This is a genomic window from Thermomonospora cellulosilytica (assembly GCF_014138835.1).
GTDB classification, from domain to species: Bacteria; Actinomycetota; Actinomycetes; order Streptosporangiales; family Streptosporangiaceae; genus Thermomonospora; species Thermomonospora amylolytica.
Map to the genome: position 1 here is coordinate 5,745,710 of NZ_JACJII010000001.1, position 16,121 is coordinate 5,761,830.

The following is a 16,121-nucleotide window of genomic DNA, read 5'->3' on the forward strand; positions in this document are numbered from 1 at the left end:
CCACATGTACCGCCGGTCCGGGCGCCGGGGAACTGTCGAGATCTGACAACGACCGTCCGCCTGTTTCGGGATCGCACTGCGGGCACCTATAGGGTGGCCTGCGGCCACGACCGATGACGATGGAGACCAGCGATGGCGCTTGAACGACCTGAGATCGACTTCCCCGAAGGCCCCCCGCCGGAGTACCTCGACATCACCGACATCACCGTCGGCGACGGCCCGGAGGCCACCAAGGGGTCGACGGTCTCGGTGCACTACCTCGGCGTGGCCTACTCCACCGGCGAGGAGTTCGACGCCTCCTGGAACCGCGGTGAGCCGTTCGAGTTCCCGCTGGGCGCGGGCCGCGTCATCAAGGGCTGGGACATGGGCGTGGCCGGGATGCGCGTCGGCGGGCGCCGCAGGCTGGTGATCCCGCCGCACCTGGCGTACGGCAACCGCGGCGCGGGCGCGGCGATCCGGCCGGGCGAGACGCTGATCTTCGTGGTGGACCTGCTGGCCGTCAACTGACCGCGGTCAGGGCGCGGCCGTCCTCGCCCAGATGGTCGCGCCAGGACCGCTTGGCGTGGAAGCCCAGCAGCCGCCGCGCCTTCTCGCAGGACACGGCGCTGGCGTCCGGCCGGCCCGTCGGCCGGACCGCCACCCGGTCCCCGTAGAACCGTTCCACCAGCTCGTGCAGCGGCCGCCCGGTGGTGTTGTCCTCGGCGGCGATGTGGAACACCTCGTGCCCCGGCAGGTCGCAGTCCACCGCCAGCGCGATCGCGGCGACCAGGTCGCCCATGTCGACGTAGCTCCACCGGCTCAGCCTCGGCTGCGGGTCGCGGACCAGCGGGCCGAGGTTGGCCTCGTAGTCGCAGGCCCGCTGCACCCAGCTGGGCCGCAGCGACACGCAGGCCACGTCGCTGCGCCGCGCCGTCATGTCCATGATCTGCTCGCCGACGTGCTTGGCCAGCGCGTACGGCTCCTGCGGGCGGACCGTCTCGGCCTCGTCGGCGGGCAGGTACTCCGGCAGCGACGGCCGCACCGCGGTGGCGTGACCCGCCACCGCCGCCGACGACAGGTTGACGATCCGCCGCACCCCCAGCGCCTCGGCCGCCTCGGCGAGGTGGTACGTGCTCAGCAGGTTGTTGGCGAACACGTGGTGCGGGGTGTTGCGGGCATGGGTGGGGATGGCGGCGCAGTGCACGATCGCCTGGCAGCCGCGGACGACGGCGTACACGTCCCCGGGGTCGCGCAGGTCGGCCTGCACGTAGGCGGCGCCGTCCTCGTCCGGCAGCTCGTAGCGGGGAACGCCGAGGTCGGTGCCCACCACCTCGTGCCCCGCCGCCAGTAACGCCCCGACCGTCGACCGGCCGACCTTTCCGCGCGCGCCGGTCACCAGAACTCGCATCCGTGCACCCTCCTAGCGGGCCGTGGCGCCGCCGTCGACGCTCAGGATCGCGCCGGTGGTGTAGCTGGCCGCCGGGGACGCCAGGAACAGCGCCGCCGCCTGCACCTCCTCCGGCCGCCCCCAGCGGCCCATCGGGGAGCCGAGGCGGGCCTGCGGGTCATGGGCGACCGCGGCGTTCATCCGGGTCTCGAACGCGCCGGGCGCCAGCGCGTTGACGCAGATCCCGGTGCCCGCCCACTCCACCGCCAGGGCCTTGGTGATCTGCACGACCGCGCCCTTGGCGGCCGCGTACGCAGACCGGTCGGGCGCGCCGACCAGGCCGAGGGCGGAGGCCATGTTGACGATCCGGCCGTACCCGGCGGCCTTCATCGGGGCGGCCACCGCCCGGCAGGCCAGCCAGGTGCCGGTGGCGTTGACCGCCATGCTGTGCTCGAAGTCGGCGCGGGTGACCTCCTCGATGGGGCCGCGGACGTTGGTCCCGGCGCTGTTGACCAGGACGTCGATGCGGCCGAACCGGTGCAGCGTCCCGGCCACCACCGCGTCCACGTCCCCCTCGTCGGTGACGTCGCCGCGCAGCCCGGCGGCCGGCACGTCGTGCTCGGCGGCCAGTTCCTTGGCCGCCGCCGCGCACTCGTCGGCGTCCCGGCTGACCACCACCGTGGCCGCGCCCGCCCCGGCGAGCGCGCCGGCGATGGCCCGGCCCAGGCCGTGGGTGCCGCCGATGACCAGGGCGACCTGCCCGCTGAGAACCGTCATGCCTGGTAGGTCCCCGGCGGCCGGGATCGTCCCGGCCAAGGGCCGGTAGTGAATGGGTCAGCTGTGCCCGATCGCGGCGGCCTCCCGCCCGGCGGTCACCTCCAGGTCGATGGCGTCGCCGCGCACCGCCACCACGACGTGCGCGCCCGGCCGCAGCCTGCCGGACAGCAGCATCTCCGACAGCCGGTTGTCGACCTCCCGCTGGATGGTGCGGCGCAGCGGCCGGGCGCCGAACTCCGGCTGGTACCCCCTGCGGGCCAGCCAGTCGACCGCCTCGGTGCTGAACTCGATGGTGACGTCCTGGGCGTGCAGCCGGCGGCGGGTCTCCTCCAGCAGCAGGTCGGTGATCTGGCGGAGCTGGCGGGGCTCCAGCCGGCGGAACACGATGATCTCGTCGATCCGGTTCAGGAACTCCGGCCGGAACGCCTCGCGCAGCCGGCCCATCACCCGGTCGCGCAGCGAGGCGTCCACCGCGCCGTCGTCGGCGGTGAAGCCCAGCGTGGCCGACCCGCCGATCACGTCCGAGCCCAGATTGCTGGTCATGATCACCACGGTGTTGCGGAAGTCCACGGTGCGGCCCTGGGCGTCGGTCAGCCGCCCGTCGTCCAGCAGTTGCAGCAGCACGTTGAACACGTCGTGGTGGGCCTTCTCGATCTCGTCCAGCAGCAGCACCGAGTACGGGCGGCGGCGGACCGCCTCGGTGAGCTGGCCGGCCTCCTCGTACCCGACGTAGCCGGGGGGCGCGCCCATCAGCCGGCTGACGGTGTGCCGCTCGCCGAACTCGCTCATGTCGAACCGGATCATCCGGTCCTCGCTGCCGAACAGCGCCTCGGCCAGCGCCCGGGCCAGCTCGGTCTTGCCGACCCCGGTCGGCCCGAGGAACAGGAAGCTGCCGATCGGCCGGTCCGGATCGCCCATCCCGGCGCGGGACCGGCGGACGGCCTCGGCGACCGCGGCGACCGCCTCGTCCTGCCCGATCACCCGCCGGTGCAGGCGCTCCTCCAGCTTCAGCAGCCGCTCGCGCTCCTCCTGGGTGAGCTGGGCGACCGGGATGCCGCTGGTCCGCGACACCACCTCGGCGATGTCCTCCACCGTCACCTCGGGCACCGTGGTGCCCGGGCCGTGGCCGCCGCCCGGCGGCGGGGCCGCCTCGCTCCGCCGCCGTTCCAGGTCGGCCAGCTCGTCGCGGAGCATCTTGGCGCGCTCGTAGTTCTCCTCGGCGACCGCCTGGTCCTTCTCCCGGCGCACCTGGTCGATCCGCTGGTCCAGCTCGCGGACGTCCCGGCCGGGGGTGCGGGTGCGCAGCCGCACCCGGGCGCCGGCCTGGTCGATCAGGTCGATGGCCTTGTCGGGCAGGAACCGGTCGGTCAGGTAGCGGCTGGACAGCTGCACCGCCGCCACCAGCGCCTCGTCGCCGAACCGGACCTGGTGGTGGGCCTCGTAGCGGTCGCGCAGGCCGCGCAGGATCTCGACGGTGTCCTCCTCGGCGGGCTCGGGCACCAGGATCGGCTGGAAGCGGCGTTCCAGGGCGGCGTCCTTCTCGATGTTCTTGCGGTACTCGTCGATGGTGGTGGCGCCGATGACGTGCAGCTCGCCGCGGGACAGCGCGGGCTTGAGCATGTTGCCGGCGTTCATCGCGCCCTCGCCGCCGCCCACGGTGACCATGGTGTGGATCTCGTCGATGAACACCACCAGGTGCTCGGAGTTGCCGCGGATCTCGTCGATCAGCTTGGACATGCGCTCCTCGAAGTCGCCGCGGTAGCGGGTGCCGGCCACCACCCCGGCCAGGTCCAGCTGCACCAGCCGCTTGCCGGCCAGCGTCTCGGGGACCTCGCCGTCGGCGATGCGCTGGGCGATGCCCTCCACGATGGCGGTCTTGCCGACCCCGGGGTCGCCGATCAGCACCGGGTTGTTCTTGGTGCGCCGCGACAGCACCTCGACGGTCTGCGCGATCTCCTCGTCCCGGCCGATCACCGGGTCGATCCGCCCCTCCCGGGCCAGCTCGGTCAGGTCGCGGGCGAACTCGTTCAGCGTCGGGGTCTCCGGCGGCGGCTGCGGGGCGGGGGCGGGCCGGGCCACGCCGGCGGCCTCCCGCAGCGCCTCCGGGGTGACGTGCGCCTCGTGCAGCAGCCGCCCGGCCTCGGAGTCGGCGTTGAGGGCCAGCGCGTACAGCACGTGCTCGGGGCCGATGTAGGAGGAGCCCACGGCGCGGGAGATCTGGTAGGCGTCCAGCAGCGCCCGCTTGGCCGACGGCGTCATCATCGGCGGCACGTCGGTCGGCGACCCGTGGCCGCCGGCCCGTTCGATCCGGCCGGCGATCTCGTCGGGGTCGCCGCCCGCCTTGCCGAGCAGGTGCCGCGAGCCCTCCTGCCGGGTCGCCGCCCACAGCAGATGGTCGGTGTCCAGGTCCGGGCTGCCCCACTCGGCGGCCCGGGTCGCCGCGTCCCGGATCAGCTCCCGGCCCGGCTCGCTCATGAACCGGGCGAGGTTCACGCGTTCCACCGGCCGGCGCCCGCCCGCCCCGAAGAAGCGTGCGAGCAGTTCCTCGAAGGGATCCAGGCCGCCGGGACCGTACCAGCCCCCCACCATGTCGTGACCTCCTCGACCCGTGATTCGGTATCGACTCCGTAGGCGGCCCCTACCCGTGGCCTTGAGCCGAAACCTCAGTGGGTCAGGAGCCGTACGGGAACGAGGTCCGCGCGGGTCCCAGCAGGTCGGCGGCGTGCTTGTCGTAGAGCTCCAGGTTGCGGGCGGCCAGATGGTCGAACGGCTGCGGCACCGACGAGCCGGGGGACAGCGACGCCATCGCCCTGGCGGGGTCGAGTTCGGCGGCCACCCACGACTCCTGGGTCGCGGCGCGCGCCACCACCTCGGCGATCGGGGTCACGATCATCGAGTTGCCGAAGTACAGGGTGCCCGCCGGGTCGGCGCCGACCGCGTTGGCGCCCACCACGTAGACGTGGTTGTCGTAGGCGCGGGCCCGGTTGGTCAGCTCCCAGATGTCGGCCGACCGCAGCAGCGCCGACGGGCGGCAGATCACCTCGGCACCGCGCACCGCCTGGATCCGCCACAGCTCGGGGAAGTCCCCGTCGAAGCAGATGGCCATGCCGATCCGGCCGAGGTCGGTGTCGACCACGCACACGTCCGTCCCGGCGGTCACCCACCCTCCGTCGGTGGTGTTCTCCGTGCCGAACGGGTGGGTCTTGCGGTAGACGCCGAGAACGTCGCCGGTGGGGCCGATCAGCACCGCCGCGTTGTGCACGGTGCCGGAGCCCCGGCCGGCATCGCCGCGCTCGTAGGTGCCCATGCAGACGTGCACGCCCAGTTCCCGGGCGGCCTGCTGGAGGGGCTCGGTGACCGGGCCGGGAACGGCCGACATCAGCGACCACAGCTCGCCCGCCGGCACCCCGGGGGTGAACCCGGTGGTGCACGACTCCGGCAGCACGACCAGTTCGGCGCCGGTGGCGGCCACGCAGCGCCGCACGAAGGACTCGGCCTTGTCCAGGTTGGCCTCGACCGACGCGGCGGTCAGCGGCCCGGGGGCCGGGGCGAACTGCACCGCCGCCGCAATGAATCTCCGCATCGTCGCACCGTCCTCTCGGCGCCTCTCGGTGCCGGCTCAGCCGGCGCCGTGGCGACGTCCCAGGGCGTACCCGATGACCACGCCGGCCAACGCGACCAGGCCGCCCATCCCGAACGCGAGCGTCATCGGCCCGGTCACGCCCGCTCCGGCCGGGGCGGGCTCGGCGGCCGGGCCGTAGAAGGTCGCGGCGGGCGCGGGCGCCGGAGCCGCCCCCTCGGGGACGGGAGCGGGGGCCGGCGCCGGGACGGCGGGCTCGGGCACCGGCGCCGGGGCGGTGAGCAGGCGTTCCACCGAGCTGAAGAATTCGCCGGCCGTGCGCCGGGCGACGCTGCCGAGCATCCGCTGGCCGACACCGCCGATCATGCCGCCGACGACCGCGTCGGCGTCGTAGTCGACCCGGGTGCCGCCCGCGTCCTCCGACAGCCGGACGGTGACGGTGGCCTCCACCGTGCCCGGGGCGCCCTGGCCGCGGGCGCGCAGCACGAACGAGTGCGGCGGCTCCGGCTCGGCCAGCGCGACCTGTCCGACGTAGGTGCCCTTGATGGCGGCGACGCCCGCGGTGATCGTCATCCTGTACGCGTCGTCGCCCAGCGCCTCCAGGCTGTGGCAGCCGGGGATGCTGCGGGCCAGCACCGCCGGATCCTGCAGCGCGTCCCAGACCTCGGGCAGGGGGGCGGCGAGGGTGGCACTACCGGTGACCTTCATGTCCCGACCCTAGGAAATCCCCCCGGGCGGAACGAATGGCAAGATATGCCGAGCGAGTCTCGTGCCTTTGGCATGCCTGATGTGCGAACCTTCCTGCGCGCGGGCGCGTCGATCAACGCGGGCGCGCCGAACCCCCCGTCGGACACGGGTCCGACGCGTGCCCCCGAGGAGGTCCCATGCGCGGCAAGATCCCCCTGGTCGCCTGCCTGGTCGCGGCCGTGCTGGGGGTGGGGGCCGGCACCGGCCCGGAGGTGCGCACCCAGGCCGCCGCCGACACCGACCCCGCGCTGCGCGACGACCTGACCGCGCTGCTGGCCGACCGGGAGTGGCCGCGGCCCAAGCCCGGCACGTGGACGGTGGAGCAGGCCGCCGACATCCCGCGCGGGGCGGTGCCGACGATCCGGCGGATCAACACCAAGGACAAGGTGGTGTTCCTGACGATCGACGACGGCTACGAGTACGACCCGGAATTCGTCCGGATCGTGCGGGAGCGGCGCATTCCCATCATGACCTTCCTGACCACGACGTACGTCAAGGGCCAGGGGCAGTATTTCTGGGCGCTGCGCCGGGCGGGTTCGCGCATGGAGAACCACACCGTGGACCATCCCGCGCTCAACACCCTTCCGCTGGAGGCGCAGCGGCAGCAGATCTGCGGCGCCTCCGCCGCCATCGCCCAGCAGTACGGCAGGCGCCCGGTGTTCCTGCGGCCGCCGTTCGGGGCGATGAACGAGCTCACCCAGCAGGCCGCCAAGGACTGCGGGATCAAGCTGATCATGCTGTGGAACACCGAGTTCTACAACGGCACCACCGGGCCGGGGGTGGGCTTCAACGGGTTCGCCCGCGGCGACGGGCAGGGCCGCGGATTCCAGCCCGGGGACATCGTGCTGATGCACTACCGCAAGGGGCTGGCGCAGCAGATGCAGATGATCCTCGGCTGGATCGAGCAGCAGGGTTTCCGGGCCGCCGCGATCGAGAACTACATTCCGCGTTCCCTCGGCGGCAACGCCCCGGACAACGCCACCACCGTCAAATGACCATAAGGCGGACATCGCCCCGGTAACGCACTTATCCGGAGCTTTCCCCAAATGGCCGTGGCGCCGGGGGCGGGTCCGCATAGGGTGCAATCGGCCGGCGGGGCGTGGGTCCCCCGCTCCCAGACGGGCCCTGCCGGCCGTCCGCCCCGCGTCGCCCGCCTCAGACGGCGACGCGCCCCACCCGCAGGCCCGGGTCGGCGGCGGCCCTCCGGCGCAGCCGGAACAGCCCGTCCGGGGACAGCGGCATGGCGTCGATCCGGATGCCCTCGGCGTCCTCGACGGCGGAGGCGATCACCGCCGACACCGGGATCACCCCGGCCTCCCCCGCGCCCTTGATGCCCAGCGGGTTCAGCGGCGACGGCGTCTGCATGTGCCCGGTCCGGATCCGCGGCACCTCGGTCGCGTACGGCATGAGGAAGTCCATGAACGAGGCGTTGAGCAACTGGCCGGACTCGTCGTAGACCATCCGCTCGTACAGCGCCCCGCCGACGCCCTGCGCCACTCCCCCGTGGATCTGGCCCTCCACGATCCGCGGGTTGATCAGGCGGCCGCAGTCGTGCACGACCGCGTACCGCAGGATGCGGATCTCGGCGGTGTCCGGGTCCACCTCCACGACGGCGGCGTGCATCCCCGAGGCGAACGTCGACCGCACCGGCGAGTAGTAGTCGCGGCCCTCCAGCCCCGGCTCCTCCCCCGCCGGGACCGGCGGCTCGTCCGACGACCCGCCCACCGCGAACTGGGTGGCGCGCCGGGCCTCCTCGTCGAACGCGTACCGCAGCGGGTTGGACAGCACCGCCACCGTGCGCAGCGGGATCGCCGCGGACGGGTTGCCGCGGACGTGCACCACCCCGTCGGTGATCTCCAGGTCGCGGGGGTCGGCCTCCAGCGCCTCCCCGGCGATCCGCAGCGCCTTCTCGCGGACCTTGCGGCAGGCCAGCGCGATGGCGTTGCCGCTCATCACGGCGGCCCGGGAGGCGAACGTGCCGACCGCGTACCCGAACCGGCGGGTGTCGCCGGTGGTGACCGTCACGTCCTCGATCGGCACCCCCAGCTCGGCGGCGGCGATCTGCGCGAACACCGTCTGATGGCCCTGCCCCTGGGAGGTCAGGCCGGTCGCCACGTGCACCCGGCCGGTGGAGTCGACCTCGACGTGCCCGCCCTCGTACGGGCCGACGCCGGTGCCCTCCACGTAGCAGCCGAGCCCGATGCCGATCCGGCGTCCCGCGCGCCGCGCCGCCTCCCGCTCGGCCTCGAAGCCGTCCCAGCCGATCAGCTCCTTGATCATGTCGAGCATCCGGGGGTAGTCGCCGGAGTCGTAGATCAGCGGGCGCCCGTCCTGGAACGTCAGGCCCTGGTCGTAGGGGAACTCGTCGGGCTGGATGAAGTTGGCCGCGCGCACCTCGGCCCGGTCCAGCCCCAGATGGGCGGCGATCTTGTCCATCGTCCGCTCCATGCAGAACACGCCCTGGGGCCGTCCGGCGCCCCGGTACGGGGTCACGATGACGGTGTTGGTGTAGAGGCTGGTGAACTCCACCCGGTAGGCCCCCGGCTTGTAGGGGCCGAGGAGCTGCGTGGAGGTGACGATCGGGACGATGATCCCGTACGGCGTGTAGGCCCCGTGGTCGTGCAGGATCGTCACGTCCAGCCCGAGGATCCGCCCCGCGTCGTCGAACCCGACCCGCACGTGCTGCACCTGGCCGCGTTCGTGGGCGGCGGCCACGAAGTGCTCGCGGCGGTCCTCGGTCCACTTGATCTCCCGGCCGAGCAGCCGCGCCGCCCACGGCACCAGCACCTCCTCGGGCCACGGGTGGACCACCTTGACGCCGAAGCCGCCGCCCACGTCGGGGGCGATGACCTCGATCTTGGTCTTGGGCAGGCCGAGCCGGGCGGCCAGCGCCATGCGGACGCTGGTGGAGGTCTGGGTGGAGGAGTACACCCGCAGCGACCGGTCGTCGGGGTCCCAGCGGGCGTACACGCCGCGTCCCTCCAGCGGCATCGACGCGCTGCGCTCGATGTCGAGGCGGAACTCCAGCCGGTGCGGGGCGTTCTCGATGGCGGCGGGCGCGTCGCCCACCTCCTGCACCAAGTGCGCCCCCACGTTGCCGGGAACGTCGTCGTGCACGAGGTGCTCGGCCGCCGCCGCGTTCTCGATCCCGACGACCGGGGGCAGCACCTCGTAGTCGACGCGGATCCGTTCGGCGGCGTCCTCGGCCAGGTAGCGGTCGCGGGCCACCACCATGACCACCGGCTCCCCCACGTACCGGACCACGTCGCGGGCCAGCGGGTAGCCGGTGCGGCCGTGGGTGAGCGCCGGATGCGGGATCAGCAGCGGCAGCGGGTCCCCCACCTGGCCGGGCAGGTCCTCGTAGGTGTAGATCGCCACCAGCCCGTCGACGTCGAGCGCGTCGTCCACGTCGATCCCCGTGATGCGGGCGTGCGCGTGCGGCGAACGCACGAACGCCGCCGCCAGCGCGTCCCGCCCCAGGTCGTCCAGGTAGCGGCCCTGCCCGGTCAGCAGCCTGGGATCCTCCCGCCGCGCGATCGGCTCCCCGAACATGGACGTGCTCATGACCTATCCCCCGCTCGCCTGCGGACCGCCGTGAGGCGCGGCCCTTCGTCGTCGCGTGCTCACTCGTTCCTCGCTCCGCGCGCTCCTCCTCAGGGCCGCGCCGCGGTCCTCCGGCTCGCTCATGGGGTCTCCCCGCTCTCGGCGATGAGGTCGGCGGCGCGATGGACGGACTTGACGATGTTCTGGTAGCCGGTGCAGCGGCACAGGTTGCCGGAGATGCCCTCCAGCACCTCCTCGTCGGTGGGGCGCGGGTTGTCGCGCAGCAGCGCGGTGACCGTGCACAGGAACCCGGGGGTGCAGAAGCCGCACTGCAGGCCGTGGCACTCCTGGAACGCCCGCTGCACCGGCGACAGCTCCCCGTCCTCGGACGCCAGCCCCTCGACCGTGGTGATCTCGTGGCCGGTGGCGGTGACGGCGAACGTCAGGCAGGAGCGGACCGGCTCCCCGTCCATCAGCACGGTGCAGCAGCCGCACACGCCGTGCTCGCAGCCCACGTGGGTGCCGGTCAGGCCCAGGTCGTGGCGCAGGAAGTCCGACAGCAGCCGCCGGGCGGGGGCCCGCGCGCTGCGCCGCACCCCGTTGACGGTCATCGCGATCTCGAAGGTCGGTTCGCCGCTCATGATCCTCCCGGCAGTGCGTTGCGGGCCGCCTCCGCCAGCGCGCGTCCGGTGAGCACGCCGGCCAGGTGGCGGCGGTAGTCGGCCCCGGCGTGGATGTCGCCGTCGGGGTCCACCCGTTCGGCGGCGTAGGCGGCCGCGGCCGACCAGTCCGCCGCTCCCGGCGGGCGGCCCGCCTGCCCCTGTGCGGCGGGCTCGGCCAGGTCCAGCACCAGGGGGGTGTCGGCGACGCTGAGGTAGGCGGCGCGGGCGGCGCGGACCCGCAGGTCGTCGTCGAGGGCGACCATCGCGGCCACCCCGACCAGCGCGTAGTCGCCGTGCCGGCGGGCCACCTCGGCGAACGCGGTGCCGGTCTGCGGCGGCAGGGCGGGGAAGAACGCGGCGACCGCCAGCTCGCCGGGTTCCAGCGCGGGCTCCAGCGGGCCGGTGAAGAAGTCGGCGGCGGCGATGGTGCGCCGCCCGGCCGCCGAGGCCGCCTCGACGTGGCCGTCCAGCAGCGCCAGCACGGCGGGCAGTTCGGCGGCCGGGTCGGCGTGCGCCAGGCTGCCCACCACGGTGCCGCGGTTGCGGATCACCGGGTGGGCCACGTGCCGCAGCGCCTGGCGCAGCAGCGGCTGCACGGCCGCCGCCTCGTCGGAACGCTCCACCGCCGCGTGCCGGGCCAGCGCCCCCACCCGGACGCCCGCCGCGGTCACCTCCAGGGCGTCCAGCCCGGCGACGCCGTTGATGTCGACGAGCCGGTCGGGGGCGGCCAGCCGCATGTTGAGCAGCGGGATCAGGCTCTGGCCCCCGGCCAGGACCTTGCCGCCCTCGGCGAGGTCGGCCAGCGCCTCGTCGAGGGTGCGGGGGGCCCGGTAGTCGAACGGCGGTGGTTTCACGGTCCGCTACACCGGCCTTTCCCTGCCGGAGTCCCCGGCCGCCCCGGTGGGGTCCTTCTCGAAGCCGATCTCGCCGTAGGAGACCTCGCCGCCGCCGGCCCGGTTGGCGATCGCCCGCAGCAGGTGGTAGCCGGCCAGCACCACGATGGTGCCCAGCGCGATGCCCTCCAGGGTGAAGTCGTCGGTGATGGGGTGCACCACCGGGCCGATGGCCAGGATGATCCCGGCGCCGATCGGCACCATGTTGACCGGGTCGGCGAAGTTGACCCGGGCCTCCACCCAGATCTTGGCGCCGAGCAGGCCGATCATGCCATACAGGATCACGGTGATGCCGCCGAGGACGCCGCCGGGCGTGGCCGCGATCAGCGCGCCGAACTTGGGGCACAGCCCGAACAGGATCGCGATGACCGCCGCGACGTAGTAGGCGGCCGTGGAGTAGACCCGGGTGGCGGCCATGACCCCGATGTTCTCGGCGTAGGTGGTGGTGGGCGAGCCGCCGACCGAGGTGGTGACCACGGTGGCGGCGCCGTCGGCGAAGATCGTCCGGCCGATCATCGGGTCCAGGTCGGTGCGGGTCATCTCGCCGACCGCCTTGACGTGCCCGGTGTTCTCGGCGATCAGTGCGATCACCGCGGGCAGCACCAGCAGGATCGCCGACATCCTGAAGTCGGGGGCGTGCATGTCCGGCAGCCCGAACCAGGCGGCCTTCTCGACCCCGGAGAAGTCCACCCGGTCGTGCGGGAACGGGGTGGCCACGCAGTACGGCCCCTCGGCCGGGCACGGCCGCCCGTCGGGACCGCGCAGGTTGGCGCCCGGCACCACCGAGGTGACCTGCCCGAACAGGTCCAGCACCCACGACAGCGCGAACCCGAACACCAGCCCCAGCAGGATCGAGATCCGGCCGACGAACCCGCGGAAGGCGACCATCACCACGAACACGAACGTCATGGTGATCAGCGCCACCCAGTGGTCCTGCGGCCAGTAGGTGTCGGCCACCACGAACGCCAGCCCGAAGCCGATCAGCATCACCACCGCGCCGGTCACCGGCGGCGGGAACACCCGGTGGATGATCTGCTGGCCGAGGAAGTGGATCGCCAGGCCGGCCAGCGCCAGCACCAGGCCGGCGACCAGGATCGCCCCGGTCACCCAGGCGTCGGTCTGCGCGGTGTCCACCCCGGCCCGGATGGCGAACACGCCGCCCACGAACGAGGCGCTGGTGCCCAGGTAGCTGGGCACCCGGCCCTGCACGATCAGCAGGAACAGGATCGTGGCGACCCCGGACATCATCACCGCGAGGTTCGGGTCCAGCCCCATCACCAGCGGGAACACGAACGTCGCGCCGAACATGGCGATGACGTGCTGCGCCCCCAGCCCCACGGTGCGCGGCCAGGTCAGCCGCTCGTCCGGCCTGACCACATCGCCCGGCGCGGGGCGGCGCCCGTCGCCGTGCACCTTCCAGCCGAATGCCATCTGTTCTCCCTCGGTCTCGGCGGAAGGGCCAGGTCCCCCGCCCGTGACCCGCCGCGACGCCTGTCCTTGGCGGGAACATAGAAGGGCCGCGGCACGGAGTCCTCGGCGACTTGTGCCAAAGGCCCGCCATCCCCTTGGCAAGTCGGTGTGCCCCAGATCACATCCGTGTTAACCGGCAGCTCAGATGCCCCGCATCCGCAGCACGTGCAGCGCCAGCGTCAGGTTGAGGCGCAGGTGGGCGTCCTCGGTGAACGGGCCGAGCATCCGCTCCAGCTTCCCGATCCGGTAGCGCAGCGTGTTGTAGTGGAAGTGCAGCTGCCGGGCGGTCTCGGCGACGTTCAGGTTGGTGTCCAGCAGCACCTGCAGGGTGCGGCGCAGGTCCACCGCCTCCGGATCGTCGTCGGTGGCCAGCTCGCCCAGCGTCTCGCGGACGAACACGTGCAGCTCGGCCGGGTCGGACACCAGGCTGAGCAGCCGGTAGACGCCGAGCTGGTCGAAGTGGGCGCGGGCGCCCGCCCCGTGCATCTGCCGGCCCACCCGGACCGCCTTGACCGCCTGCTCGTACGCCTCCGGCAGCCCCGCCGGGGAGGTCACCGTGCGGCTGATCCCGGTGGAGAACGTGCGGCGCTGGCCGTGCGGCTCGCAGAACACCGCGGTGGCCTCCTTGACCAGCACCGCCGGATCCGGGGCGGCCGATCCGGCGGGCCCGTCGCCGCCCGGCCCGCCGGCCCCGACGATGGCGACCACCTCGTGGGCGAAGCTGACCACCGCGCCGCGCCGGTCGTGCCGCCGCACCACCGTCGTCCACGCCTGCGCCAGCCGTTCCTGCACCATCCGCTCGTCGTCGCCGCGCCCGCGCGCGGAACGGGCGCCGCCCCCGGCCGGCTCGCCGCGGCCGCGGCCCTCCGCGCCCCGGTCGTCGAGCTCGGCGACCAGCACCGCCATGGGACGGTCCAGGTCCCAGCCGAACCCGGCGCAGTGCGCGATGATCCCGTCGTCCTCGCCGGCCCGCCCGGCCAGCACGTCGCGCAGGAAGTCGGCGCGGTACTTGCTCTCCACCGCGGCCACCGCCTGCTGCTTGGTGATCAGCAGCGCCGCCACGGTCGCGGCACGTTCCAAGATCCCCACCACGTCGGTCTCGCGCAGCCCCCCGGCGGGGCGGTGCGCGATGATCCGGCCGTGGTCGAACCCCCCGGCCAGCACCGGCACCATCAGGTGCCGGCCGGACAGCACCGGCCCGGAGGCGTGCTCGGGGCCGTCCCAGTCCAGCATCGCCTGCAACTGGTCCTCGGGACCCGACCCGGCCAGCATCCGGCGGTCGCCGTCCATCGCCACCACCGCCACCTCCAGCAGCGCGGCGACCTCGTCCACCACCTCCTGCAGGCCCCCGCCGCCGAGCACGATCTGCACCAGCGCCCGGTGCACCTCCTCGGTGCGCGCCAGCACGGCCGCCTGCCGGTTGAGGATGTCGGTGAGGACCTGGTTGAGGATGTCGTCGAAGCCCACGTCGCCGGGCAGCAGGATCAGCGGGAAGCCCAGCCGGTCGGCCTGCTCGATCATCTGCGGCGGCAGCCCGTCCAGGTACCGGCCGAGCTTGACCGCCAGCGCCGACAGGCCCCGCTCGTCGAGGTCGGCGACCAGGTTCTCCAGCGCCTGCGGGGTGTTGCGCAGCGGGTAGCCGGTGGTCAGCAGCAGTTCGTTCGGCTTGACCCAGGCCAGGATGTCGGGGACCTCCATGACGTTGAGCCGCTGCACGATGCGGTCCAGCCCGGACCGCCCGCCGATCAGCCGGGCCCCCTTGAGGGTGGACACCCCGAGCACCTCCCCCACCGACAGCCCGTAGGTGAGGGTGCCGGTGCTGGCCAGCCGCAGCGCCGGGGGGCCCAGGTCGGCGGCGGCGTAGGCGCGATCGGTGAGCTTGTCGGGAAGCATTGCCAGGGTTCTCCTGCCGGTGCGTGCGGTCCCCGATCCAGGGCGCGCCTGTTGATTTTCGCGGTCAACACTGACAAGAAATACGAAGGCTGGCAACCAGGCTTGGCAGCTTTCCCCATACGTCCGGCCTAGGCCGGGGTCTACGTTTCCCAGAAAACAACGACTGGAGGGCTTGTGACTGCCGTCATGCGTGAGCCGGTCGCCCTGCCTACCCGGCAGCGGCCCCGGCCTCCGCTCGCGGGCCCGGCGCGATCCGCCGCTTCCGTCCAGCCGGGCGCCGCCCGGACCGCCGGCCCGGTCATCCCCGGCGCGGCCGGCACCGGCCTGCGCCATCTGCTCGACGCGCCCCGGGTCCCCGCCCGGGTGATCGCCGCGTTCCCCTCGGCCGTCTACCTGGAGACCCGGGCGCCCGTCGAGCCCCGGGTGCTGGCCGTGGCGACCAGCGACGCGGTACGGCTGCCGAACGCCGTCGTCATCGCCGCCGGCAGCCGCGACCGGCCGCTGGAGGGGATCGACGAGGGCGCCGAGGCGTGGGCGGGCGACGGCCATGTCGAGGTGGGCCCGCTGCGGGTCCGGGTACGCCGCTGGTGGGACCCCTCGCCCGCGCTGGGCCCGCTGTCGCTGGCCCGGCTGGACCGCGGCGTCCGCGACCTGGAGGCCGCCGTCACCGGATCCCGGTTCGGGCTGGCCGGGCACCCCGACCCGCCGCTGCTGGCGGCCCGGTGCGCCGCCGGGGACCTGGCGGGCGCGGTGGAGGCCGCCGAGCGGATCGTGGGGCTGGGCCCCGGGCTGACCCCCAGCGGCGACGACGTGCTGGCCGGGCTGCTGGTGGCGCTGCGCACGCTGAGCTCGTCGGTGCAGCACGGCGGCACCGCGGGCTGGCTGGCCGACTGGCTGGGCGCCGCGGTCACCGCCGACGCCGACACCCGCACCACCACGCTGGCCGCCAGCCTGCTGCACTGCGCCGCCGCGGGCCAGGCCAGCGCCGAGGTGGCCGCGGTGCTGCGCGCGGTGGCCGGGCACGAGCAGACGGCCCCGGCCGCCCGCCGGCTGCTGGCCGCCGGCCACACCTCCGGCGCGGACCTGGCGTTCGGCCTGCTGGCGGGCTGCCGCGCCGTGCTGGCCCTGGCGCTGGCGGCCCGGAAGGACGACCGGGCGACCGCATGAGCGGGCCGGCGGCGCGCGGCGCG

13 protein-coding genes are annotated in these 16,121 nt (G+C 73.8%); 3 read left to right on the top strand and 10 right to left on the bottom strand.

The window, feature by feature from the left end; all coding sequences use genetic code 11:
• Positions 1-132: 132 nt before the first annotated feature.
• Positions 133-507 (top strand): FKBP-type peptidyl-prolyl cis-trans isomerase, encoded by a 375-nt coding sequence (locus tag HNR21_RS27085; protein ID WP_182707426.1) that lies wholly within the window; start codon positions 133-135, stop codon positions 505-507.
• Here the strand turns inward: HNR21_RS27085 and HNR21_RS27090 are convergent.
• The 5 genes from HNR21_RS27090 to HNR21_RS27110 all read right to left on the bottom strand — a co-directional run bounded on the left by HNR21_RS27090 (position 500) and on the right by HNR21_RS27110 (position 6,431).
• Positions 500-1,387 carry an NAD-dependent epimerase/dehydratase family protein gene (locus HNR21_RS27090; RefSeq protein WP_182707427.1) on the bottom strand — a complete coding sequence of 296 codons (888 nt, stop codon included), beginning with the start codon at positions 1,385-1,387 and terminating at the stop codon, positions 500-502. The genes HNR21_RS27085 and HNR21_RS27090 overlap by 8 nt on opposite strands.
• 12 nt (positions 1,388-1,399) lie before the next feature.
• Positions 1,400-2,143 (bottom strand): SDR family NAD(P)-dependent oxidoreductase, encoded by a 744-nt coding sequence (locus HNR21_RS27095; protein WP_182707428.1) that lies wholly within the window; start codon positions 2,141-2,143, stop codon positions 1,400-1,402.
• A gap of 57 nt (positions 2,144-2,200) precedes the next feature.
• The gene (locus tag HNR21_RS27100) at positions 2,201-4,732 is read right to left on the bottom strand and encodes an ATP-dependent Clp protease ATP-binding subunit (protein ID WP_182707429.1); all 2,532 of its coding nucleotides are present in this window, start codon (positions 4,730-4,732) and stop codon (positions 2,201-2,203) included.
• 82 nt (positions 4,733-4,814) lie between these two features.
• The gene (locus HNR21_RS27105) at positions 4,815-5,726 is read right to left on the bottom strand and encodes a carbon-nitrogen hydrolase family protein (RefSeq protein ID WP_119729774.1); all 912 of its coding nucleotides are present in this window, start codon (positions 5,724-5,726) and stop codon (positions 4,815-4,817) included.
• Positions 5,727-5,762: 36 nt separating this feature from the next.
• Positions 5,763-6,431: an SRPBCC family protein gene (locus HNR21_RS27110; RefSeq protein ID WP_182707430.1), complete on the bottom strand. Its 669-nt coding sequence runs from the start codon at positions 6,429-6,431 to the stop codon at positions 5,763-5,765.
• 176 nt (positions 6,432-6,607) lie between these two features.
• Between HNR21_RS27110 and HNR21_RS27115 the strand changes: the two genes are divergently transcribed.
• The gene (locus HNR21_RS27115; protein ID WP_119729770.1) at positions 6,608-7,465 is read left to right on the top strand and encodes a polysaccharide deacetylase family protein; all 858 of its coding nucleotides are present in this window, start codon (positions 6,608-6,610) and stop codon (positions 7,463-7,465) included.
• Positions 7,466-7,625: 160 nt separating this feature from the next.
• Here the strand turns inward: HNR21_RS27115 and cutA are convergent, their stop codons facing one another.
• The 5 genes from cutA to HNR21_RS27140 all read right to left on the bottom strand — a co-directional run bounded on the left by cutA (position 7,626) and on the right by HNR21_RS27140 (position 14,931).
• Positions 7,626-10,034: an aerobic carbon-monoxide dehydrogenase large subunit gene (gene cutA, locus HNR21_RS27120; RefSeq protein ID WP_182707431.1), complete on the bottom strand. Its 2,409-nt coding sequence runs from the start codon at positions 10,032-10,034 to the stop codon at positions 7,626-7,628.
• Between the two features lie 119 nt (positions 10,035-10,153).
• Complete coding sequence (locus HNR21_RS27125) at positions 10,154-10,654, bottom strand: (2Fe-2S)-binding protein (protein ID WP_182707432.1); 501 nt, start codon at positions 10,652-10,654, stop codon at positions 10,154-10,156.
• Entirely contained in the window at positions 10,651-11,529 is an 879-nt protein-coding gene (locus tag HNR21_RS36450) for an FAD binding domain-containing protein (protein WP_182707433.1), read from the bottom strand. The genes HNR21_RS27125 and HNR21_RS36450 overlap by 4 nt, the downstream gene beginning before the upstream one ends.
• Positions 11,530-11,535: 6 nt before the next feature.
• Positions 11,536-12,999 carry a uracil-xanthine permease family protein gene (locus tag HNR21_RS27135; protein WP_182707434.1) on the bottom strand — a complete coding sequence of 488 codons (1,464 nt, stop codon included), beginning with the start codon at positions 12,997-12,999 and terminating at the stop codon, positions 11,536-11,538.
• Between the two features lie 180 nt (positions 13,000-13,179).
• Entirely contained in the window at positions 13,180-14,931 is a 1,752-nt protein-coding gene (locus tag HNR21_RS27140; protein ID WP_119729762.1) for a PucR family transcriptional regulator, read from the bottom strand.
• A gap of 174 nt (positions 14,932-15,105) precedes the next feature.
• Here HNR21_RS27140 and HNR21_RS27145 point away from each other — a divergent pair, with 174 nt between their 5' ends.
• Positions 15,106-16,098 carry an oxamate carbamoyltransferase subunit AllH family protein gene (locus HNR21_RS27145; protein ID WP_312881327.1) on the top strand — a complete coding sequence of 331 codons (993 nt, stop codon included), beginning with the start codon at positions 15,106-15,108 and terminating at the stop codon, positions 16,096-16,098.
• Positions 16,099-16,121: the final 23 nt, after the last annotated feature.